Annotated in this window: 22 protein-coding genes; 19 read left to right on the top strand and 3 right to left on the bottom strand. The window is 68.3% G+C overall.

The annotated features are described in order from the left end of the window. The first annotated feature begins 48 nt into the window (after positions 1-48). From rph to J0J01_RS10945, 4 genes are read left to right on the top strand one after another with little or no spacing between them, the layout of a single operon-like run. Positions 49-768, top strand: a complete 720-nt coding sequence (rph, locus tag J0J01_RS10930; RefSeq protein WP_296380432.1) for a ribonuclease PH — start codon at positions 49-51, stop codon at positions 766-768. After that, positions 768-1,382 carry an RdgB/HAM1 family non-canonical purine NTP pyrophosphatase gene (rdgB, locus tag J0J01_RS10935; RefSeq protein ID WP_296380434.1) on the top strand — a complete coding sequence of 205 codons (615 nt, stop codon included), beginning with the start codon at positions 768-770 and terminating at the stop codon, positions 1,380-1,382. Before rph ends, rdgB begins: the two co-directional genes overlap by 1 nt. Beyond that, a complete protein-coding gene (hemW, locus tag J0J01_RS10940) occupies positions 1,379-2,542 on the top strand; it encodes a radical SAM family heme chaperone HemW (protein ID WP_296380436.1) in 1,164 nt (387 codons plus the stop codon). Before rdgB ends, hemW begins: the two co-directional genes overlap by 4 nt. After that, positions 2,539-3,381, top strand: coding sequence for a transporter substrate-binding domain-containing protein (locus J0J01_RS10945; RefSeq protein ID WP_296380438.1), 843 nt, complete (start codon positions 2,539-2,541; stop codon positions 3,379-3,381). The genes hemW and J0J01_RS10945 overlap by 4 nt, the downstream gene beginning before the upstream one ends. 57 nt (positions 3,382-3,438) lie before the next feature. On the opposite strand, the gene J0J01_RS10950 is transcribed toward J0J01_RS10945, so the two are convergent. Then, entirely contained in the window at positions 3,439-4,095 is a 657-nt protein-coding gene (locus tag J0J01_RS10950; RefSeq protein WP_296380439.1) for a GntR family transcriptional regulator, read from the bottom strand. Positions 4,096-4,273: 178 nt separating this feature from the next. Between J0J01_RS10950 and J0J01_RS10955 the strand changes: the two genes are divergently transcribed. The 6 genes from J0J01_RS10955 to J0J01_RS10980 all read left to right on the top strand — a co-directional run bounded on the left by J0J01_RS10955 (position 4,274) and on the right by J0J01_RS10980 (position 10,410). After that, the gene (locus J0J01_RS10955) at positions 4,274-5,383 is read left to right on the top strand and encodes a BMP family ABC transporter substrate-binding protein (RefSeq protein ID WP_296380558.1); all 1,110 of its coding nucleotides are present in this window, start codon (positions 4,274-4,276) and stop codon (positions 5,381-5,383) included. Between the two features lie 159 nt (positions 5,384-5,542). Next, positions 5,543-6,580: an ABC transporter permease gene (locus J0J01_RS10960; RefSeq protein WP_296380440.1), complete on the top strand. Its 1,038-nt coding sequence runs from the start codon at positions 5,543-5,545 to the stop codon at positions 6,578-6,580. Next, positions 6,580-7,506 carry an ABC transporter permease gene (locus tag J0J01_RS10965; RefSeq protein ID WP_296380441.1) on the top strand — a complete coding sequence of 309 codons (927 nt, stop codon included), beginning with the start codon at positions 6,580-6,582 and terminating at the stop codon, positions 7,504-7,506. Before J0J01_RS10960 ends, J0J01_RS10965 begins: the two co-directional genes overlap by 1 nt. A gap of 15 nt (positions 7,507-7,521) precedes the next feature. After that, the gene (locus J0J01_RS10970) at positions 7,522-8,196 is read left to right on the top strand and encodes an isochorismatase family cysteine hydrolase (protein ID WP_296380443.1); all 675 of its coding nucleotides are present in this window, start codon (positions 7,522-7,524) and stop codon (positions 8,194-8,196) included. Positions 8,197-8,206: 10 nt separating this feature from the next. Then, positions 8,207-9,715 (top strand): ABC transporter ATP-binding protein, encoded by a 1,509-nt coding sequence (locus J0J01_RS10975; RefSeq protein WP_296380445.1) that lies wholly within the window; start codon positions 8,207-8,209, stop codon positions 9,713-9,715. Beyond that, positions 9,715-10,410: an isochorismatase family cysteine hydrolase gene (locus J0J01_RS10980; protein ID WP_296380446.1), complete on the top strand. Its 696-nt coding sequence runs from the start codon at positions 9,715-9,717 to the stop codon at positions 10,408-10,410. Before J0J01_RS10975 ends, J0J01_RS10980 begins: the two co-directional genes overlap by 1 nt. Here J0J01_RS10980 and hspQ read toward each other — a convergent pair. After that, positions 10,407-10,778 (bottom strand): heat shock protein HspQ, encoded by a 372-nt coding sequence (gene hspQ, locus J0J01_RS10985; protein WP_296380447.1) that lies wholly within the window; start codon positions 10,776-10,778, stop codon positions 10,407-10,409. The two genes, J0J01_RS10980 and hspQ, sit on opposite strands and share 4 nt — an antisense overlap. Before the next feature lie 244 nt (positions 10,779-11,022). Here hspQ and J0J01_RS10990 point away from each other — a divergent pair, with 244 nt between their 5' ends. From J0J01_RS10990 to J0J01_RS11025, 8 genes are all read left to right on the top strand, one after another. Beyond that, positions 11,023-11,871, top strand: a complete 849-nt coding sequence (locus J0J01_RS10990; RefSeq protein ID WP_296380449.1) for an MBL fold metallo-hydrolase — start codon at positions 11,023-11,025, stop codon at positions 11,869-11,871. A gap of 25 nt (positions 11,872-11,896) precedes the next feature. After that, entirely contained in the window at positions 11,897-12,733 is an 837-nt protein-coding gene (locus J0J01_RS10995; RefSeq protein WP_296380450.1) for a class I SAM-dependent methyltransferase, read from the top strand. Between the two features lie 142 nt (positions 12,734-12,875). Then, complete coding sequence (locus J0J01_RS11000; protein ID WP_296380451.1) at positions 12,876-13,601, top strand: Tim44/TimA family putative adaptor protein; 726 nt, start codon at positions 12,876-12,878, stop codon at positions 13,599-13,601. Positions 13,602-13,618: 17 nt separating this feature from the next. Continuing rightward, positions 13,619-14,719 (top strand): MltA domain-containing protein, encoded by a 1,101-nt coding sequence (locus J0J01_RS11005; RefSeq protein WP_296380452.1) that lies wholly within the window; start codon positions 13,619-13,621, stop codon positions 14,717-14,719. A gap of 7 nt (positions 14,720-14,726) precedes the next feature. Beyond that, positions 14,727-15,506, top strand: coding sequence for a (Fe-S)-binding protein (locus J0J01_RS11010; RefSeq protein ID WP_296380453.1), 780 nt, complete (start codon positions 14,727-14,729; stop codon positions 15,504-15,506). Next, positions 15,506-16,936: a LutB/LldF family L-lactate oxidation iron-sulfur protein gene (locus J0J01_RS11015; RefSeq protein WP_296380454.1), complete on the top strand. Its 1,431-nt coding sequence runs from the start codon at positions 15,506-15,508 to the stop codon at positions 16,934-16,936. The genes J0J01_RS11010 and J0J01_RS11015 overlap by 1 nt, the downstream gene beginning before the upstream one ends. Further along, positions 16,933-17,607 (top strand): lactate utilization protein, encoded by a 675-nt coding sequence (locus tag J0J01_RS11020; RefSeq protein ID WP_296380455.1) that lies wholly within the window; start codon positions 16,933-16,935, stop codon positions 17,605-17,607. Before J0J01_RS11015 ends, J0J01_RS11020 begins: the two co-directional genes overlap by 4 nt. Then, a complete protein-coding gene (locus tag J0J01_RS11025; protein ID WP_296380456.1) occupies positions 17,604-18,371 on the top strand; it encodes a class I SAM-dependent methyltransferase in 768 nt (255 codons plus the stop codon). Before J0J01_RS11020 ends, J0J01_RS11025 begins: the two co-directional genes overlap by 4 nt. A gap of 49 nt (positions 18,372-18,420) precedes the next feature. Here J0J01_RS11025 and J0J01_RS11030 read toward each other — a convergent pair whose 3' ends face one another. Continuing rightward, positions 18,421-19,821, bottom strand: a complete 1,401-nt coding sequence (locus tag J0J01_RS11030) for a porin (RefSeq protein ID WP_296380457.1) — start codon at positions 19,819-19,821, stop codon at positions 18,421-18,423. A 451-nt stretch (positions 19,822-20,272) separates the two neighbouring features. Here J0J01_RS11030 and J0J01_RS11035 point away from each other — a divergent pair, with 451 nt between their 5' ends. Beyond that, on the top strand, positions 20,273-20,803 hold the full coding sequence (locus tag J0J01_RS11035) for a DUF3576 domain-containing protein (RefSeq protein ID WP_296380459.1): 531 nt from the start codon (positions 20,273-20,275) through the stop codon (positions 20,801-20,803). Positions 20,804-20,860 lie beyond the last annotated feature (57 nt).

Genomic DNA, 20,860 nt, shown 5'->3' on the forward strand with positions numbered 1-20,860 from the left:
CCTGTCGGGGGCCCATAAGCCCCTGTCCCGATGTTCAGGAGTGAGTAAATGCGTCCCTCCGGCCGCGCCGCCGATCAGCTTCGCAAGGTTTCGCTCGAGCCCGGATTCTCGCGGCACGCCGAGGGCTCGTGCCTGGTCAAGTTCGGCGACACCCATGTGCTGTGCACCGCCTCGGTCGACGAGCGCGTGCCGCCGTGGATGCGCAACACCGCGCGCGGCTGGGTGACTGCCGAGTACGGCATGCTGCCGCGCTCGACCCATACCCGTACCGACCGCGAGGCGGCGCGCGGCAAGCAGTCGGGCCGCACCCAGGAGATCCAGCGCCTGATCGGCCGCTCGCTGCGCGCGGTGGTCAACCTCACGGCGATGGGCGAGCGGCAGATCAACATCGACTGCGACGTCCTGCAGGCCGACGGCGGCACGCGCACCGCCAGCATCACCGGCTCGTGGGTCGCCCTGCACTTCGCCTTCGAGAAGCTGATCAAGGACGGCAAGCTCGCGGGCAACCCGATCACCGGCCAGGTCGCCGCGGTGTCGTGCGGCCTGTGGGAAGGCGCCGCCGTGCTCGACCTCGACTACGACGAGGATTCCAAGGCCGAGGCCGACGCCAACTTCGTGCTGACCGGCAACGGCGGCATCGTCGAGGTCCAGGGCACGGCCGAGAAGGATCCGTTCAGCGAGGCTCAGTTCGTCGAGCTGATGGAGCTCGCCAAGAAGGGCGTCGTCGAGCTCACGCGTTTGCAGCGGCTGGCGATCGGCAAAAGCTGATGGCCCGCCGCTTCGCCTCGCCGAAGCTGGTGGTCGCCACGCACAACCACGGCAAGGCTGAGGAATTCCGCACCATGCTGTCGGGCTTCGGCGTCGAGATCGTCTCGATGGCCGATCTCGGCCTGCCCGCGCCGGCCGAGACCGGCACGACCTTCGAGACCAACGCCGCCATCAAGGCGCTGGCCGCGACCCGCGCCTCCAAGCTGCCGGCGCTGGCCGACGATTCGGGGCTCAGCGTGCATGCGCTGGGCGGGGAGCCCGGCGTCTACACCGCCGACTGGGAAGGGCCGCAGCGCTCGGCCATGGTCGGCATGCAGCGCATCCAGGACGAGTTCAAGAAGCGCGGCGTGCCCGACACCGACGCCGAGCGGCGCGCCACCTTCCATTGCGTGCTGGCGCTGGCCTGGCCGGACGAGCATGTCGAGCTGGTGCACGGCACGCTCGACGGCCGCATCGTGTGGCCGCCGCGCGGCCGCGGAGGCCATGGCTACGATCCCTGCTTCCAGCCGTTCGGCGATGGGCGCACCAACGCCGAGATGTCGACGGCGGAGAAGAACGCGATCAGCCATCGCGGCCGCGCTTTCGCCAAGCTGGTCGAGGCCTGTTTCCGATGACGCCGCGCCCAGCTCCGTTGGGCATCTACATCCACTGGCCCTTCTGCAAGTCGAAGTGTCCCTATTGCGACTTCAACAGCCACGTGCGCGAGGGCATCGACCAGGGACGCTGGCAACGGGCGCTCGTCGCCGAGCTCGAGCACGCCGCGCGTGAGGCGCCGCCCGATCGCCGGGTCGAGACGATGTTCTTCGGCGGCGGCACGCCGTCGCTGATGGAGCCCGAGACGGTGGGCGCGCTGATCGCCCGCACGAAGCAGCTCTGGGACACCGCCCCCGACGTCGAGATCACGCTGGAGGCCAACCCCACCTCGGTCGAGGCCGCGAAGTTCGCAGCACTTGCCGAGGCCGGCGTCAACCGCGTGTCGCTGGGCGTCCAGGCGCTCGATCCGGCGGCGCTGAGGTTCCTCGGCCGCGAGCACTCGGCCGACGACGCGCTGGCGGCGATCGACACCGCGCGCCGGCATTTCGCGCGCCATTCGTTCGACCTGATCTATGCCCGGCCGGGGCAGACGACCGAAGCGTGGCTGGCCGAGCTGGAGCGGGCGCTGGCGTTGGCCGGCGAGCATCTGTCGCTCTACCAGCTCACCATCGAGCGCGGCACGCGCTTTTTCGCCGAGCACCAGCGCGGCGGCTTCGTGCTGCCGGGCGAGGAAGAAGCGGCGCGGATGTTCGAGGAAACCCAGGCGCGACTCGAAGCCGCCGGCCTGCCCGCCTACGAGATTTCCAATCACGCGCGGGAAGGCGCAGCATGCCGCCATAATTTGATCTACTGGCGCTATCAGGATTACGTCGGCGTCGGGCCGGGCGCGCACGGCCGCTTCGCCGAAGCCGACACCAAGCGCGCGACGCGACGGACGAGCGGGCCGGAGAACTGGCTGGCCGAGGTCGAGGCGAAAGGTCATGCCACGGTCGAGAGCTCGGTCGTGGCGGGGCACGATCGGGTGGAGGAAGCGTTGATGATGGGCTTGCGGCTCCGCGACGGCATCGACCGCGGGCTGTTCGCGGCGGTCGCCGGCACCGATCCGGTCGAGGCGCTGGGCATGGCGAAGCTCGCGCCGCTGGTCGAGGCGGGCTTCCTCGAGATCGACCCGACCCATCTCAAGGCCACCGCCGCCGGACGGCAGCGTCTGAACGCCCTGTTGGAGCGCCTGATCGCATGAGGCTGCTGGCGTTGGCCCTGGCGGTGCTGGCGCTGGCGGCGGCCGCGTCCGCGCAGCAGCCGCAGCATCCGAAGCCGGCACCGAAGGCGGCCCCGCAGCCCGCCAAGCCGCCGGCGCCCAAGTCGCCGTTCGCGCCGCCCACCTTCAAGATCACCATCGCGACCGAGGGCGGCTATCCGCCGTTCAACTATCTCGACCGCAAGGGCCTGCCGGCGGGCTTCGAGATGGACATCGCACAGGAGTCCTGCATGCGCATGAAGGCCGAGTGCGAGTTCGTCGCCGTCAAGTGGGACGACCTGGTGCCGGGCCTGCTCGAGAAGAAGTTCGACATCGTCATGTCGTCGCTCGAGGTCAACAGCGAGCGGCGGCGGCGGCTCGGCATGTCGCGCCGCTACTATCTCTCGCCCGGCGCCTTCATCGCCGCCAAGGGCCAGCCGTTCGACGGGCCGCCGGCGCTGCTGCGCAACCGCAAGATCGGCGTGCAGAAGGACTCGACGCACGCCGACTGGGTCGACAAGAGCTTCCGCCGCTCCGCCCAGATCAAGCGCTACGCCACGGTGAAGGACGCGCTCGCGGCACTCGAGAAGGACGAGGTCGACGCGGTGTTCGGCGACAAGGTGCAGCTCTGGCTGTGGGCGCAGAAGCCCGAGGGCAAATGCTGCGAGATCATGGGCCAGGACATCAAGGACACCCAGACGCTGGGCGTCGGCGTCTCCGCCGGCATCCGCCGCGAGGACATCAAGCTGCGCGACGCCTTCAACAAGGCGCTCGGCGAGATGATCAGCGACGGCACCTACAAGCAGCTCAACGCCAAGTACTTCCCGTTCCCGCTGAACTGAGGGTCATGTCATCCCGAGCGCAGCGAGGGATCCTTGCGGGTCAGGAAAGATCCCTCGCTACGCTCGGGATGACAGGCTGAACGCCTCATACGCGTCCTCGACCAGGCTCACGTGGTGCAGCATCGCGGCATGCGCGCCCGGCGCGTCGCCGGCGAGGATGGCGCACACCACGGCGCCGTGCTCCTCGTTGGAGCGCAGGAGCCGGCCCTGCATCCTGAACTGCGCGCGGCGGAACGGTCCGACGCGGCGGCGCAGGCTCATCGCATAGTCGGCAAGCGGCGCGTTGTGCGCGCCGGCGTAGATCGTGGAATGGAAGGCGACGTTGGCATCGGAATAGGCATCGGGGTCGCCGGCCTCGGCCAGCTCGAGCATCTGCTCCTGCCGCGCCTGCAGGCGGCGGCGCTCGATCGGCGTCATGCTGAGCGCGCACAGCCGCGCGCAAGTCGCCTCCATTTCGGCCATGGCCACGAACAGGCTCTCGATCTGCTCCGGCGTCGCCTTCGACACCACCGCCCCCTTGCGCGGCCGCATGTCGATCAGGCCGCTGGCCGTGAGCTGGCGCAGCGCCTCGCGTACCGGCGTGCGCGACACGCCGTGAAACTGGGCGAGCCCCGCTTCGTCGAGCCGCTCGCCGGGCTTCAGCCGGCCGTCGAGGATGCCGTCGGCGATCGCCGCGGCGAGTTTGTCGGCGAGGGTCGGGTTGTCTGCCTGCATGCCGGTTTGCATACAAATCGGGTGCCAAAAGGCTGTTGATGCCCAAAAAGAATGCAATGCAACAGGATTGCATACACCAAGGCCCGAAAACCCCGTCCCAATCGCTGGCACACCCCTTGCTGACCGCCTTGTAAGCCGCCGACCGGCGGCTGGGGCATCGCGGAGGGGGAGAGCAATGATCGACAGGTTCACAATCGGCCGCCGTGCGCTGCTGGGCGGTGCGGCGGGGGCCGCGGCGCTCGGGCTGACCGGCGGGGCCGACGCGCAGAAGCCGCTGGTGATCGGCTTCATCTATGTCGGGCCGCGCGACGACTACGGCTACAACCAGGCCCACGCCGAGGCCGCCGCGATCCTGAAGAAGATGCCGGGTCTGAAGGTCCAGGAAGAAGAGAAGGTGCCCGAGACGGTCGCCGTCGAGAAGACCATGGAGAGCATGATCAACCTCGACGGCGCGACGCTCGTGTTCCCGACGTCGTTCGGCTACTTCGACCCCTACATGCTGAAGGTCGCGGGCAAGTACCCGAAGATCCAGTTCCGCCACTGCGGCGGCCTGTGGACCGAGGGCAAGCACCCGATGAACACCGGCAGCTACTTCGGCTACATCGACGAGGCGCAGTACATCTCCGGCATCGTCGCCGGCATGACCACCAAGTCGGGCAAGCTGGGCTTCGTCGCCGCCAAGCCGATCCCCCAGGTGCTGCGCAACATCAACGCCTTCACGCTGGGCGCGCAGTCGGTCAATCCGAAGATCACGACCCAGGTCATCTTCACCGGCGACTGGGCGCTCCCCGTGAAGGAGGCCGAGGCCACCAACTCGATGATCGCCCAGGGCGTCGACGCCGTGGCCTGCCATGTCGATTCGCCGAAGGTGGTGATCGAGACGGCCGAGCGCGCCGGCATCTTCACCTGCGGCTATCACTGCAACCAGGCCAAGCTCGCGCCCAAGGGCTACCTGACCGGCGCCGAGTGGAACTGGGAGCGCGTCTATGTCGGCTTCGTCGAATCGCTGAAGGCGAACAAGCCGCTGGAGAACTTCGTGCGCGGCGGCCTCAAGGAAGGCTATGTCCGCACCTCGGCCTACGGGCCGGCGGTGTCGGCGGCGGCCAAGGAGAAGGCCGACGCAGCCAAGACCGCGATCCTCAACGGCAGCCTGGCGATCTACAAGGGCGCGCTCAAGGACAACAAGGGCAACACGGTCATCCCGGCCGGCACGTCCTATGTCATCACCGAGCCCAAGCTCGAAAGCATGAACTACCTGGTCGAGGGCGTGGTCGGCTCGACGTCGTAAGGAGCCCTCGGCGATGACGCGTATCTCCCTCCCCCGTCATACGGGGGAGGTGTCGGCGTCTTACGCCGACGGAGGGGGAAGGCCACAGACGTGGTGTAGCTTTCCCCCTCCGTCGCGGATTACCGCGCCACCTCCCCCGTATGACGGGGGAGGACAGCTATGACTGCCGTCGTCGAACGTATCGCCGTCCCGACGCTGGCTCTGCTGGCGTCGGCGGTGCTTTTCGGCCTGCTGCTGGCGATCTACGCGCGCGTCGATCCGCTGGAAGCCTTCGCGCTGATGTACCAGGGCGCCTTCGGCACCTGGTTCTCGTGGCAGAACACGCTGACGCGCGCTGCGCCCTTGATCCTGACCGCGCTCTGCACCGCGCTGCCGGCACGGATGGGGCTGATCATCATCGGCAACGAGGGGGCGCTGGTGATGGGCGGCGTCGCCGCGGCGGCGGCGGGCGTTGCCGTGATCGATGCGCCGGCGCCGGTGGTGCAGCTCGCGATGGCGGTCGCCGCCATGATCGTGGGCGGGCTCTGGATCGCGCTGGCCGGTGCCCTGCGCCAATGGCGCGGCGTCAACGAGACGATCTCGAGCCTGCTGCTGACCTACATCGCCATCGCCCTGATGAACCATTTCGTCGAGGGCCCGCTGCGCGACCCGTCGAGCCTCAACAAGCCGTCGACCTGGCCGATCGGCGACCAGAACATGATCGGCACCATCACCGGCACCGACGTGCACTGGGGTCTGGTGCTCGGCATCGTCGCCTGCCTGATCGTCTATGTCTGGATGCGCTTCACCACCTGGGGCTTCGCCCTGCAGGTGATCGGCGGCAACCCCAAGACCGCGCGCATGATGGGCCTCGATGTCGGCCGCTACGTGCTGCTGGCCTGCGGCGCCGGCGGCGCGATGGCGGGGCTCGCCGGCATGGTCGAGGTCGCGGCGATCCACGGCCGCGCCAACGCTTCGCTCGCAGTCGGCTACGGCTATTCCGGCATCCTGGTGTCGTTCCTGGCGCGCCATCATCCGCTGGCGATCGTCCCGGTTTCGATCCTGCTGGGCGGCATCGGCGCCTCGGGCGGCCTGCTGCAGCGGCGGCTCGACCTGCCCGACGCGGCGGTCGTCGTTCTGCAGGGCATCCTCTTCGTCGCCATCCTGGCCAGCGAGACGCTGTACGGCCGCCTCTGGAAACCGAAGGAGGCCGCCTGATGGAGAATGGCGGGCTCGGCCTGTGGGGCGTGCCGCTCGCCATGCTGGCGGGCGCCATCCGTGTCTCGACGCCGTTCATCTTCGTCAGCGTCGGCGAATGCCTGACCGAGCGCTCGGGCCGCATCAATCTCGGCCTCGAGGGCACGCTGGTGATGGGCGCGATGAGCGCCTACGCGATCGCCCTGACGACCGGCTCGCCCTGGCTGGGCGTGCTCGTCGCGGCGTGTGTCGGCCTGCTGCTCGGAGCGCTGCATGCCGGCATCTGCCAGCTCCCGCGGGTCAACGACATCGCCACCGGCATCGGCCTGATGCTGCTCGCGACCGGCCTGGCCTTCTTCCTGGGCAAGCCGTACATCCAACCCAAGGCGCCCAATCTCGGCGCCATCGAGCTCGGCTGGTGGAGCGGCATCCCGCAGGTCCGCCAGGCACTGCAGGTCAACTATCTCTTCGTCGTCGGCATCGTCTCGGCCTTCGCGCTGGCCTGGGCGCTCAAGAACACGCGCTGGGGCCTGATCGTGCGGCTCGCGGGCGAAAGCGTCGATGCCGCCCTGGCGATGGGCGTGCCGGTCGGCCGCGTGCGTCTGATCGCGACCGCGATCGGCGGCGCCTTCGCCGGTGTCGGCGGCGCCTTCCTGTCGCTCTATTACCCGGGGAGCTGGAACGAGGGCCTGTCGAGCGGCCAGGGCCTGATGGCCGTGGCGCTGGTGATCTTCGCGCGCTGGGACCCGATCCGCTGCCTGTGGGCGTCGCTGCTGTTCGGCGCCGCCGGCGCGATCAGCCCGGCGCTGCAATCGGTCGGCATCACCGAGGGCTACTATCTGTTCAGCGCCGCGCCCTACGTGCTCACGCTCGGCCTGATGATCGCGACCTGCTCGCCCGAACGCGCGCTGCGCGGCGCGCCCGGCGAGCTGGGCGCGGTGCGATGAGGAGTTGAGGGGACCATGCACGTCAAATCCCATCCCTACCCGTGGCCGTGGAACGGCGACCTGCGGCCCGAGAACACCGCGCTGATCATCATCGATATGCAGACCGACTTCTGCGGGGTCGGCGGCTATGTCGACAAGATGGGCTACGACCTGTCGCTCACGCGCGCGCCGATCGAGCCCCTGAAGAAGCTGCTGGCCGCCGCGCGCAAGGCGGGCTGGCACGTCATCCATACCCGCGAGGGCCATCGTCCCGACCTCTCCGACCTGCCGGCCAACAAGCGCTGGCGCAGCCGGCAGATCGGAGCCGGCATCGGCGATCCCGGTCCGTGCGGCCGCATCCTGGTGCGCGGCGAGCCGGGCTGGGAGATCATTCCCGAGCTCGCGCCCGCAGCCGGCGAGCCGGTGATCGACAAGCCCGGCAAGGGCTCGTTCTGCGCCACCGATCTCGAGCTGATGCTGCGCACCCGCGGCATCGCCAATCTCGTGCTGACCGGCATCACCACCGACGTCTGCGTCCACACCACCATGCGCGAGGCCAACGACCGCGGCTTCGAATGCCTGATCCTGGAGGACTGCACCGGCGCCACCGACGCCGGCAATCATGCCGCCGCGCTGAAGATGGTCGAGATGCAGGGCGGTGTGTTCGGCGCCGTCGCCAACTCCACCGCCGTCATCGAGGCGCTATCATGAGGAGGGGCGGATGAACGCGCCCTCCCTCGAGCTGATCGGTTTCTCCAAGCGTTTCGGCGGGTTGGCGGCGCTCGACGAGGTGTCGGTGAAGATCGTGCCGGGCGCCTTCCATGCGCTGCTGGGCGAGAACGGCGCGGGCAAGAGCACGCTCGTGAAATGCGCCATGGGCTATTACGCCGCCGACGCAGGCGAGATCCTGCTGAACGGCCGGCAGGTCGTCATCAACCATCCGAAACAGGCGCACGAGCTGGGGCTGGGCATGGTCTACCAGCACTTCACCCTGGTGCCGAACATGACGGTGCTGGAGAACTTCGTGCTCTCCCGCAAGCACCTGCCGTCGGTGATCGACTGGACCGTCGAGCGCCAGCGGCTGAAGGACTTCTTCGACACCACACCCTTCACCGTGCCGCTCGACCTGCCGGTCGCCGACCTCGCGGCCGGCCAGAAGCAGAAGGCCGAGATCCTGCGGCAGCTCTATCTCAAGCGCACCCTGCTGATCCTCGACGAGCCGACCTCGGTGCTGACGCCCGACGAGGCCGACGAGGTGCTGTCGACGCTGAAGCAGATGACGCGCGAGCTGGTGCTGACCATCGTCACCATCACCCACAAGTTCCGGGAGGTGAATGCCTTCTGCGACACCGTCACCGTGCTGCGCCGCGGCAAGCTGGTCGGCACGCGGCCGGTGTCGGAGCTCGACAACGACACCATGGCCGAGATGATGGTCGGCCGCCGCGAGACCCGCGCGACCGTCGAGCGCGAGCAGCGTGCGGCCGGCAAGACCGTGCTGCAGATCGAGGGCCTGTCGGTCGCCAATACGGTCGGCCAGCTCGCGGTCGACGTGCTGTCGCTCGACATCCATGCCGGCGAGATCGTCGGCGTCGCGGGCGTCAGCGGCAACGGCCAGCGCGAGCTGGTCGAGACCCTGGCCGGCCAGCGTCACGCCGAGGCCGGCGTCATGAAGGTCCATGGCGAGCGCTACACCGCGACACGGCCGGAGATGATCCGCCACAGGATCGCCTGCCTGCCCGAGGAGCCGCTGCGCAACGCCTGCGTCGCCGAGATGTCGGTGGCCGAGAACATGGCGCTGCGCTCGTTCGACCAGGCGCCGGCTTCGCCCGACGGCGTGCGCCTCAGGCGGGCGCCGATGCGCGACGTGGCGCGCCGGCTGATCGAGGCCTATCGCGTGAAGACGCCCGGCCCCGATGCGCCGATCAAGGCGCTATCCGGCGGCAACGTGCAGCGCGCGGTGCTGGCGCGCGAGCTCTCCAGCGAAGGCGACCTGCTGATCGTCGCCAATCCCTGCTTCGGGCTCGACTTCGCGGCGGTGGCCGAGATCCGCGCCCGCATCGTGCAAGCGCGCAATCGCGGCGCGGCCGTCCTGCTGGTCAGCGAGGACCTCGACGAGATCCTGCAGCTCTCCGACCGCATCGTGGTGATGTTCGACGGCAAGCTGGCGCTGCAGACGCAGGCCGCTCAAGCCGATGTCGGCGCGATTGGCCGCGCCATGGCAGGTCATTGATGAAGACCATTGCCGCACAGCCGTTCGCTTTCCCCTTCGATCCGGCGCACACCGCGCTGATCGTAATCGACATGCAGCGCGACTTCATCGAACCGGGCGGCTTTGGCGCGGCGCTGGGCAACGACGTCACGCTCCTGAAGAAGATCGTGCCCACGGTGGCACGGCTGATCGAGACCTTCCGCACCGCCGGCCTGCCGATCATCCATACCCGCGAGTGCCACAAGCCCGACCTGTCGGACCTGCCCGCGGCCAAGCACCGGCGCGGCAAGCCGTCTATGCGCATCGGCGATCCGGGCCCGATGGGCCGCATCCTGATCTCGGGCGAGCCGGGCGCCGACACCGTGCCCGAGCTGGCGGCGGCGCCGGGCGAGATCGTGCTCGACAAGCCGGGCAAGGGCGCCTTCCACGCCACGCCGCTGGGCGAGATCCTCGCCGAAAAGAAGATCACGCATCTCGTCTTCGCCGGCGTCACCACCGAGGTCTGCGTGCAGACCACGATGCGCGAGGCCAACGACCGCGGCTTCGACTGCCTGCTGGCCGAGGACGGGACCGAAAGCTATTTCCCGGAATTCAAGAAAGCGGCGCTCGACATGATCCGCGCCCAGGGCGCGATCGTCGGCTGGACCGCGACCGTCGATCAGATCGCTCAAGCTCTTCTGGACCGCGACCCTCCGGCTCGCGGTCGAGAAGACTAGTGAAGGGCCCGGTCGCGGCTGACGTAGTGGCCGCGCTTCAGTTCCTTGAAGAAATGTGGGACCTGCGGGTGTGACACCGGCTTGCCGGTCTCGTCCGCCAGCAAGTTTTGTTCAGAAACGTACGCCACATAGGTGGTCTGCGCGTTCTCGGCCAGCAGGTGGTAGAACGGCTGGTCGCGGCGCGGCCGGACCTCTTCGGGAATCGACGCCAACCACTCCTCGGTGTTCGAGAACACCGGATCGACGTCGAAGATCACCCCACGAAATGGATAAACCCGGTGCTTCACCACCTGGCCGATGGCGAACTTGGCCGTGCGCGGCGGTTGCTGCGCGAGGCCGGGCCCGTTGCCTTGATTGGCGATTTCCATGGCGAAAGTATTACCCCCTTTGACTGCACCTGCAACGCCATCCGCTGGGGAACGAATTGTGTCAGATGCTGCAGGAATACTGCTTTCCCCGGCCCCCTCCGGCCTGCTCCACTCGCCATATGACGCAAGATCTTGGCCAAAGGAACGCGGCCAAACGGTCATCAACCATCGTTGACGCGCGGCGTTCGCTGTGGCCTGTGACGAGGGGAATGTTCGAGGAAAGCGATCTGTCCGAGGAAAGCGAGTGGCCGAGGGTCTGAAAGTCCGATTCTGGGGTGTGCGAGGCTCTATTTCCTGTTCCGGTGCGGAATACGCCCGCTACGGCGGCAACACGTCGTGCCTGGAAGTCAGTGCCGGCAGCCGCCGCCTGATCTTCGATGCCGGGACTGGCATCCGTGCCCTTGGACTGGAGCTCGCCCGGCTGGCGCCGCTCGACATCGACATCTACTTTACGCACACGCATCTCGACCATCTCGCCGGCCTCACCTTCTTCGCGCCGCTGTTCGATGAGCGCAATTCGGTGCGGATGTGGGCCGGCCATCTCGAGGCGCCGTACACGCTGAAGAAGGTCGTGAGCAACCTGATGCAGGCCCCGATCTATCCGGTGACCCTCGAGATCTTCAAGGCGAAGGTGGGCTTCATCGAGTTCAAGTCGGGCGATCACCTGATGTGCGGGCCGGTGCAGCTCAGCACCGCGCCGCTCAACCATCCCAACGGCGCCACTGGCTACCGCATCGAGCACGGCGGCAAGTCGATCTGCTACATCACCGACACCGAGCATCGGCCGGGCGAGATCGACATGACCATCGTCGAGCTGTGCCGCGGCGCCGACGTCATGATCTACGATTCGAGCTACACCGACGCGGAGTACGACCGCTACAAGGGCTGGGGCCATTCAACCTGGCAGCAGGGCGTGCGTGTCGCCGACGCCGCCGGCGTCGGCACGCTCGCGATCTTCCATCACGATCCCAGCCATGGCGACGCCTTCATGGACGATGTCGCGCGCGAGGCGGCGGCGATGCGTCCCGGCACCGTGCCGGGCGGCTTGCCGCGCGTGCTGGTGGCGCACGAAGGCCTGACCCTGGCGCCATGATCCGCCCCTCCATGAAAGGGGCGTCGTGAAGCGGTCGCTCAGCTTGCGGGGACGCTGGCGCCGGCTGGTGCTCGGCCTGCCGACCGTGCTCAGCCTGACGCCGCGCGGCTGGTTCATCCCCCACCGCTATGCGCCGTTGCTGCCGCCGCCCGGCGCGCAGCCGCCCTATCCGGCGATCGAAGCCCTGTTCGACGGCAAGGCGGCGGCGTTCGACGCGGTGGTCGCGCTGATCGACAGCCATGCCGCGACGCTCGAGGCCATGCACGGCCTGCTCAACCAGGCCTGGTTCCCCTCGCTCGACGCGGCGGCGGCGTACGCCCTGATGCGCGATCGCAAGCCGCAGCACCTGATCGAGGTGGGCTCGGGCCATTCGACCCGCGTGCTGGCCAAGGCGCTGGGCGGCATGGGCGAGATCCTGGCGATCGATCCGGCGCCGCGGGCCGACATCGCCGGCCTGCCGGGCGTGCAGGTCGTGCCGTCGACGGTGCAGGCGGCGCCGCTCGAGCTGTTCGACCGGCTCGGCCGCGGCGACGTGCTGTTCATCGATTCCAGCCACATCCTGATGCCGGGCAGCGACGTCGACCTGCTGCTCAATCGCGTGCTGCCGCGGCTGCCGGCCGGCGTGATCGTTCACATCCACGATATTTTCCTGCCGTTCGACTATCCGCCGGTCTGGGGCTGGCGTGCCTACAACGAGCAGCAGGGCGTGCTGCCGCTGATGACCACCGGCGCCTACACGCCGCTGTTCTCCAGCGTGTGGGCGCGCCAGCGGCTAGCTGCGCGACTGGCGCAGTCGGCGGTCGCGCGCCTGCCGATGCCGCAGGAGGCGATGTCGACCAGCCTGTGGCTCGAGAAGCAGTAAAATGCGGGCTTGAGCGGTTGACGGTCGGTCCAACAGGGCACATTGCCTGCGGGAATGTGCTTTCGGTGGTTGCCTTGCCCTTTCCCCATTCGGGGCCTATGTAACTTGGCAAGTTAGAGCGGCGGGTTGCCGGAGCGCCATCGTGGGTAATAACTACGACATCATCCTGATCGGCCTGGTCGCGATCTTCTTGATCCTGCGGCTGCGTTCGGTGCTGGGGAAGCGAACCGGCAATGAGCGTCCGCCGGCGCGCGATCCGTTCACGCCGCCAGCGCCGCCACCGACTCCGAGCGGCCAGCCGCGCCTCGGCGATGCGCCGTCGGGCAACGACAACGTCATTCCGCTGCCCAAGGACATGTCGCGGTCGTCGCAGGCGGTCAATGCGCCGGGCGGCATCCGCTCGACGGTGATGCCGAATGCGGCCGCCGGCGTCGCCGCGATCCGCGGCGTCGACCCGAGCTTCGAGCCGATCGGCTTCGCGGCAGGCGCGCGCTCGGCCTTCACCGCCATCGTCGAGGCCTTCGCCAAGGGCGACACCGGCCCGCTGCGCCAGCTGCTCGACCCGCAGACCTTCTCGAGCTTCGAAGCGGCGATCCGCGGCCGCGCCGAGCGGCGCGAGAAGGCCGAGACGACCCTGATCGGCTTCGAGGCGTCCGACATCGCCAACGCCGAGATGCAGGGCAGCTACGCCGAGGTCACCGTCCGGTTCGTCAGCGAGCAGATCAACGTCGTGCGCAACGCCGAAGGCCAGATCGCCGACGGCAATCCCAACGAAGTGCAGAAGGTGGTCGATCTCTGGACCTTCCGTCGCGACACCAAGTCCAGTGATCCCAACTGGCTGCTGATCAAGACCGAAAGCGAAGGCTAGGGGAGGCTGTAATCAGGATGCGCTGGAGCGTTCTGGCCAGTGGCGTGCTGATTGCTGCCGCCGGCCTGCTGTCGGCTTGTGCCGGCACCAGCGGCAGCGCCGTGGACAACAAGGTCCGCATGGCGCCGATCTCGTTCAACGAGATCCCGGGCTGGAACGAGGATCGCCAGGGCGAGGCGCTGGTTGCCTTTCGCAAGTCGTGCCCCAGGCTGACCGCAGGACCGGAGACGAAGATCGTCACCGACGGCGGCGAGAAGATCGTCACTGCGGCCGAGTGGAAGACGATCTGCACCGCGGCGTCAGGCATCAAGGACGGCGACAGCCCCGCCGCGCGCCGCTTCTTCGAGGAGAATTTCCGGCCGCTGGTGGTGCAGGCGCCGGGCAAGTTCACCGGCTACTTCGAGCCCGAGATGCGCGGCAGCCGCGTGCCATCACGCATCTTCACCGTGCCGGTCTATCGCCGGCCATCCGATCTCGGCGACGGCCCGTACTACACGCGCGCCGAGATCGAGCAGGGCGCGCTCAAGGGCAAGGGACTGGAGATCGCCTACGTGCAGGATCCGGTCGCGCTGTTCGAGGTCCAGGTGCAGGGCAGCGGCCGCATCCATCTCGCCGAGGGCGGCGTGCTGTCGATCGGCTTCGACGGGTCGAACAACCGGCCCTACACCGCGATCGGCGGGGTGCTGGCCGACATGGGCGTGATGCGGCGCGACGAGGTCAATTGGCCGGCGATCCGCGACTGGCTGAAGCGCAACCCGCAGGATGGGCGCGAGGTGATGCGCAAGAACGAGCGCTACATCTTCTTCAAGGACACCCGCACCGCGGCCGCCGCCGGCTCGCAGGGCGTGGCGCTCACCGCGCAACGCAGCCTCGCCGTCGACACCGCCTTCACGCCCTACGGCACGCCGATCTGGATCGACACCCAGCGGCCGGTCGCCGGCAAGCCGGGCCAGCTCGAAATCTTCCGCCGGCTGATGATCGCCCAGGATTCCGGCGCCGCGATCAAGGGCCCGGCGCGCGGCGACGTGTTCTTCGGCGGCGGTGCCCGGGCGGCCGATTGGGCCGGCCGCATGGTGGGCTCCGGCCAGGCCATCGTACTGGTACCCAACCGCGGCTAGTGCCATTGTGGCTGGCGTGTCCAGTTCGCCTCCCCGCCGCGTCGCGCTGTTCGTCACCTGCCTTGTCGACCTGTTCCGGCCCTCCGTCGGCTTCGCCGCGGTGAAGCTGCTCGAGGATGCCGGCTGCATCGTCGAGGTGCCGCCGCTACAGGTATGTTGCGGGCAGCCCGCCTACAATTCCGGCGACCGCGCCAGCACCAAGGCGATCGCCGCGCAGGTGATCGCCGCCTTCGAAGGCTACGAATACGTGGTGGCGCCCTCGGGCTCGTGCGCCGGCATGCTGTCGCATCACTATCCCGGCCTGTTCGACGACGATCCGAAGATGAAGGCGCGCGCCGAGACCTTCGCCGGCCGTTGCCATGAGCTGATGGCGTTCCTGGTCGACGTGCTGGGCGTCACCAGGGTCGCGGCGCGCTACGACGGCACGGTGACCTATCACGATTCCTGCTCCGGCCTGCGCGAACTGGGCGTCAAGCAGCAGCCGCGCACGCTGCTCGGCTCGGTCGAGGGCTTGAGGTTGCGCGAGATGAGGACGCCGGAAGTATGCTGCGGCTTCGGCGGCACTTTCTGCGTCAAGTATCCCGAAATCTCCAATGCGATGGTCGGCGAGAAGACCGGCGACGTCGCGGCATCCGGCGCCGGCACGCTGCTGGCGGGCGACCTCGGCTGCCTGATGAACATGGCCGGCAAGCTGCAGCGCGAAGGCCGTCCGATCAAAGTCCGCCACGTCGCCGAAGTGCTGGCCGGCATGGGCGATCGGCATGCGATCGGAGAAGGCGAGCGCTGATGCAATCGACGGCGCGCGACTTCAAGCACAACGCCCATGAGGCGCTGGTCGATCCCAACCTGCAGGACTCGCTCAGCAAGCTGAAGGTCGGCTTCTCCGAGCGGCGGCGGCAGGCGGCCGAGCGGCTGCCCGAGTTCGAGGCGCTGCGCGATCGCGCGCGCGACATCAAGAACCACACGCTGGCCAACCTCGACTTCTACCTCGAGGAGTTCGAGCGCAAGGTGATTGCGCTGGGCGGGCACGTGCACTGGGCGCCGACCGCCGAGGACGCACAGCGCATCATCGCCGACCTGTGCAAGAGCGTCGACGCGAAGACGATCGCCAAGTCGAAGTCGATGGTGTCGGAGGAGATCGGCCTCAACGACCATCTCGAAGCGCTCGGCATCGCGCCGATCGAGACCGATCTCGGCGAATACATCATCCAGCTGCGGCACGAGCCGCCGAGCCACATCATCGCGCCGGCGGTGCATCTCACCAAGGACCAGGTCGCCGACACCTTCTACGAGCATCACAAGGCGCTCGGCTTCACCAAGCGGCTGACCGAGCGCAACGATCTCGTCGCCGAGGCGCGCTACGTGCTGCGGCAGAAGTTCCTCGAGGCCGATGTCGGATTGAACGGCGCGAATTTCCTGGTCGCCGAGACCGGCTCGTCGATGCTGGTGACCAACGAGGGCAACGCCGATCTTTCCAACACGCTGCCCAGGATGCAGATCGTGCTGGCCAGCATCGAGAAGGTGATCCCGACGCTGGAGGATGCCGCGGTGCTGCTGCGCGTGCTGGCGCGCTCGGCGACCGGGCAGGAATCGTCGGCCTACACGACGCTCAACACCGGGCCCAAGCGCGACGGCGATCTCGACGGGCCGTCGCAGTATCACGTGGTCATCCTCGACAACGGACGCTCCTCGGTGCTCGGCACCAAGATGCAGGACATGCTGCGCTGCATCCGCTGCGGCGCCTGCATGAACCACTGCCCGGTCTATGGCGCGATCGGCGGCCACGCCTATGGCTGGGTCTATCCCGGGCCGATCGGCGCGGTGCTGACCCCGCAGCTGATCGGCGTCGAGGAGGCCGGCAACCTGCCCAACGCCTCGACCTTCTGCGGCCGCTGCGAGAGCGTGTGCCCGGTGCGCATCCCGCTCCCCGGCCTGATGCGGCACTGGCGCGAGCGCGAGTTCGAGCAGCACCTGACGCCCAGGGCGGTGCGCCAGGGCTTGGCGCTATGGTCCTTCCTGGCGCGGCGGCCCAAGCTCTATCGCCGGCTGACGCAGCTTGCCAATCGCATGCTGGCGACCTTCGGCAAGGTCGAAGGTCGCTACCGCAGCCTGCCGCTTGCTTCGGGCTGGACGCGGTTCCGCGACTTGCCGGCGCCGCAGCCCGGCGGCACCTTCCATAGCCAATGGGCCCGCCAGCGCAGCAGGACCCGGGCATGAGCGACGCCCGCTCGCAGATCCTGAACGGCATCCGCCGCTCGCTGCATCGCGGCGAGCTCAGCGGCGCAGCCCGCACCGCCGTCGACCAGCGCCTGGCCGACCCGCCGCACGGGCCCGTGGTCGCGCGGGCGCAGCTGCCCCAGCCCGAAAAGGTCGCGCTGTTCTGCCAATGGGCCGAAGCCAACAACGCGACCGTCGCCCGCGTCGCGGCGCCCGAGGTGCCGGCCGAAGTGTCGAGCTACCTTGCCCGCAACAACTTGCCGGCCGCCGCGGCGATGGCGCCCTCGCCGCTGCTCGACGGCTACGACTGGGCGAGCCAGAAGATGCTCAGCCTGCGCCGCGGCCGCGCCGAGGCGAGCGACCAGGTGTCGATCACCGGCGCCTTCGCCGCGATCGCCGAGACCGGCACCCTGGTGATGACCTCGGGGCCCGACCATCCGGTGTCGCTCAACCTGCTGCCCGACACCCATGTCGTGGTGCTGCGCGAGGCCGACATCGTGTCCGGCTACGAGGACGTCTGGGCGCTCCTGCGCGCCCGCTACGGCAAGAACACCATGCCGCGCACGGTGAACACCATCACCGGCCCGTCGCGCACCGGCGACATCGAGCAGGCGATGGAGCTCGGCGCCCACGGCCCTCGGCGCATGCACATCGTCGTGGTGCGCGAATGACCGCTGCCGGCGACGCGCCGCCGCCCCCGCGCAAGGGGGAGCTGCGCATCGTCGGCACGACCGTCGGGCGCGAGGTCGAGCGCCTCCTGGACCTGGTCGCCGAAACCGCCGGCCGCCGCGCGCCGCGGGTGCTGCAGGTGGGATCGCGCGCATCGGTGGCGGATCGCAATGAACTGAACTGGCGCAGCGTGATCGGCCGCCGCTTCGGCCCGCGCGCCCGCTTCGTCGGCATCGACCTCGCCGAGGGCAGCAACGTCGACCATCGGCTCGACATCTGCGCCGCGCCGCGCACCATCGCGACGGCACTGGGCGGCGAGGCGTTCGACCTGGTGGTGTGCTGCCATGTCTTGGAGCACACGCCCGAGCCGCAGCGGGCGGCGCGCAACATCGAGGCGCTGCTGCGCGACGGCGGGCTGGCCTATGTCGCGACCCCGTGGTCGCAGGCCTTCCACGCAGCGCCCGACGACTACTGGCGGTTCTCCCTGCGCGGCCTGGGGCTGCTGTTCGGGCAGCTCGAGATCCTGAGCGCGTTCTACAGCGGCGGCGATGTCGGCCTCGACGTCGCCTATCGGTTGGAGCGCGAGGGCCGGCTGGCGCTCGAGGCCGAGGCCGGCGCGGTCGAGCGCGGCCTGTTCCAGCTGGTGCTCGACCACGAGGACAACCGCGCCCTGCTCGCCCGCCAGGCGACCGAGCGGCTGCCGGTGTCGCGCACCTACCTGCCGACCCTGTTCGTCAATCTCGTCGGCCGCAAAAGGCCCAAATGAAAAGAGCGGGCTTTCGCCCGCTCTTTCCGAAGGTTCGCGTGTCCTGCGACTAGAAGCGCAGGTCCATGCCCAGCATGGCCGCCCAGGACTGACCCGAGGTGCCGTTGACCGGGCCGGTCACGTTCCAGTAGATGCCGCCGCCGACCAGCTTGATGCCGGGTCCGAGAGCGTAGTTCACGCCGAGCTCGAACTTGTCCGCAACGTAGCCGCCGAACGTGGCCGCACCAGCGGCAGGGTTCGTGCCGAAATAGACGCTCGTGCTGGGCACGCCCGCCGCCGGTCCGAAAGCCAGACCGGAGGTGCCGCCCATGCCGACCGTCCGCAGCGACTGCGCGCCGTTGCCGTTGTCGGTGTTGACATGGCCCCAACCGAACGAGGCCTGCCACGGGCCGGTCTCGTACATCGCCGCGACCGCGACCTTGCGGCTGTCGCTGTCGGCGCCGGTGTAGTAGTTGCCGCCGAGGCCGTTGTTGTCCCAGCCGTACGACGCGCCGATGGTGAAGCCGGCGAAGCCGAACTGGGCACCGATCACCCACTGCTTCCAGTTGGTGAAGTTCGAACCGGAGATCAGGTTGGCGTTGGAGGTCGCCACCTGGTTGAACGACGGCACGAAGCTCGCGTACATCCAGGAACCGAACAGGGCGACGGTGACGTCACCGAACTTGTTCAGGTAGTTGGCGCCGACGTCGAACACGTCCTGCCACGAGTTGTCGTTGGTCGGGCAGTTGCTCGCCGTCGTCGCGTCGTTGAAGCCGCACACGCCGGCCGCCGCCGTGGTCGGGCCAGGGCCAATGAGGCCGGCAGCCAGCAGCCCGTTCGGCGCGATGTTGATCTTCGGCGCGTAGCCGACACCGACCTGCAGGCCGTAGAAGCGCGGCGTGAAGTAGTTCACGCGGTTCACGTCCTGGAACTGACCGCCGATGGTGAAGAAGGTCGCCGCACCCAGCGCCGGGTTGGCCTGCATGGCGCCCGAAGTCCAGCTGAAGTTCGTGTTGTGCTGGAAGAAGCCCCAGCCCAGCAGCGCCGACGGCGCGCCGTAGTACATGCGGTAGGACGCCTGGTCGCGCGAACCGACTTCGAGGCGGCCCCAGTCGCCGAAGGCGAACAGGAACGCTTCGTCGATCTGCCGGACCGAGCCCGGCGGACTGGACGAGGTCTGGGACGACGCGGTGTTCCAGCCTTCCAGCTCGACGGTCAGACCGACCGTGGTGCCGTTATCCAGCTTCGACTGGCCGATGAAATGGATTTCACCTTCCTGGATGAGCTGAAGACCCTTGTATTGCAGGGACGATCCATCGGGAGCGTAGACGCCCTCGACGGAACCGGCCAGCGCGAAGAACTGGTAGTAGCCGCCGACGCCGATCTTGATCGGGTCAGCTGCCATGGCCGGGGCGGCCATCAGTCCACCGGCGACCAGAGCGGTCGATCCCAGTAGAAGCTTTTTCATCATTCTCCCTCTCTCGTTGATCAGAAACTGGTACGTACCAAAGGCCTGTCCCGACGGCGGAAGGCGGGAGGCTCGAAACGCAGCCCCACACGACCCCTGCCAAGCGGTACCGGTATAGAAACACGGGGCGGGAAAAGGGGTCAAGAAATCGACGCCCGGTTGAACGATTCTCCCCACACCTGTGGCGCGTTTGTCACATTTGAGGGCCGCTTTATCGCGATTTTTTATTAGTTTTATGTTAAGACTATATAGTTCATCGAAGAGACCAAACGCCCCGCGCCAAGCCGTCGCTTGAAGTCCCCAAGACAGCCGCCTATCGTCCGCCGCGCCAAATTTGCCCCGAAAATGCCGGGGCGAGACGATATCGCAGGGATATCGGCGGCCAAAGGGCGGGATAGTGAGAATGGCAGGCTTTTTTGACACGATGCGGCGCCCGACAGCGGGGCGGCTCCTGATGGCCGGCCTTTTGGCGGTCGCCGTGGCCGGCTGCGGCGGCGACCCCGAGTCGGTGAAGGAGAAGCGGTCCGGCCCCTCGGGCGACCGCACCAAGCGCGACGTCACCAGCGGCCTCGGCGGCCGCTACCAGGAAGAGGGCAGCCTGTTCGGCCCCGGCGGCCTGTTCGGCTCCAAGGCGGAGAAGAAGGACACCGGAGGCACCGGCGTGGCGGTCAACGCCTTCCTGTGGCGCGCCTCGCTCGACACCATCAATTTCATCCCGCTGGTCTCGGCCGACCCGTTCGGCGGGGTCATCATCACCGACTGGTACACTCCGGCCGAGCAGCCGACCGAGCGCATGAAGGTCCAGGTCACCATCCTCGACCGCGAGCTGCGCGCCGACGGCGTGCGCGTCTCGGTCTTCAAGCAGACCCAGAACGGCAAGAGCGGCAGCTGGGTCGATGCCCAGGTCGACCAGCGCACCAACACCGAGATCGAGAACGCGATTCTCACCCGCGCCCGGCAGCTTCGCATCCAGCAAGGCGGCTAGCGCGTCCCTGAACGCTTGACTTGAGGGGCCGCAGCTTGCATCCGCTGCGGCCTCAGT

The sequence above is a fragment of the Reyranella sp. genome, from assembly GCF_017305915.1.
Taxonomy (GTDB): Bacteria; Pseudomonadota; Alphaproteobacteria; order Reyranellales; family Reyranellaceae; genus Reyranella.

Bases quoted from the DNA above. Each gene is read 5' to 3' on its own strand.
- rph (WP_296380432.1), top strand. From the start codon at position 49: ATGCGTCCCTCCGGCCGCGCCGCCGATCAGCTTCGCAAGGTTTCGCTC.
- rdgB (WP_296380434.1), top strand. From the start codon at position 768: ATGGCCCGCCGCTTCGCCTCGCCGAAGCTGGTGGTCGCCACGCACAAC.
- hemW (WP_296380436.1), top strand. From the start codon at position 1,379: ATGACGCCGCGCCCAGCTCCGTTGGGCATCTACATCCACTGGCCCTTC.
- J0J01_RS10945 (WP_296380438.1), top strand. From the start codon at position 2,539: ATGAGGCTGCTGGCGTTGGCCCTGGCGGTGCTGGCGCTGGCGGCGGCC.
- J0J01_RS10950 (WP_296380439.1), bottom strand. From the start codon at position 4,095: ATGCAGGCAGACAACCCGACCCTCGCCGACAAACTCGCCGCGGCGATC.
- J0J01_RS10960 (WP_296380440.1), top strand. From the start codon at position 5,543: ATGACTGCCGTCGTCGAACGTATCGCCGTCCCGACGCTGGCTCTGCTG.
- J0J01_RS10965 (WP_296380441.1), top strand. From the start codon at position 6,580: ATGGAGAATGGCGGGCTCGGCCTGTGGGGCGTGCCGCTCGCCATGCTG.
- J0J01_RS10970 (WP_296380443.1), top strand. From the start codon at position 7,522: ATGCACGTCAAATCCCATCCCTACCCGTGGCCGTGGAACGGCGACCTG.
- J0J01_RS10975 (WP_296380445.1), top strand. From the start codon at position 8,207: ATGAACGCGCCCTCCCTCGAGCTGATCGGTTTCTCCAAGCGTTTCGGC.
- J0J01_RS10980 (WP_296380446.1), top strand. From the start codon at position 9,715: ATGAAGACCATTGCCGCACAGCCGTTCGCTTTCCCCTTCGATCCGGCG.
- hspQ (WP_296380447.1), bottom strand. From the start codon at position 10,778: ATGGAAATCGCCAATCAAGGCAACGGGCCCGGCCTCGCGCAGCAACCG.
- J0J01_RS11005 (WP_296380452.1), top strand. From the start codon at position 13,619: ATGCGCTGGAGCGTTCTGGCCAGTGGCGTGCTGATTGCTGCCGCCGGC.
- J0J01_RS11015 (WP_296380454.1), top strand. From the start codon at position 15,506: ATGCAATCGACGGCGCGCGACTTCAAGCACAACGCCCATGAGGCGCTG.
- J0J01_RS11020 (WP_296380455.1), top strand. From the start codon at position 16,933: ATGAGCGACGCCCGCTCGCAGATCCTGAACGGCATCCGCCGCTCGCTG.
- J0J01_RS11025 (WP_296380456.1), top strand. From the start codon at position 17,604: ATGACCGCTGCCGGCGACGCGCCGCCGCCCCCGCGCAAGGGGGAGCTG.
- J0J01_RS11030 (WP_296380457.1), bottom strand. From the start codon at position 19,821: ATGATGAAAAAGCTTCTACTGGGATCGACCGCTCTGGTCGCCGGTGGA.
- J0J01_RS11035 (WP_296380459.1), top strand. From the start codon at position 20,273: ATGGCCGGCCTTTTGGCGGTCGCCGTGGCCGGCTGCGGCGGCGACCCC.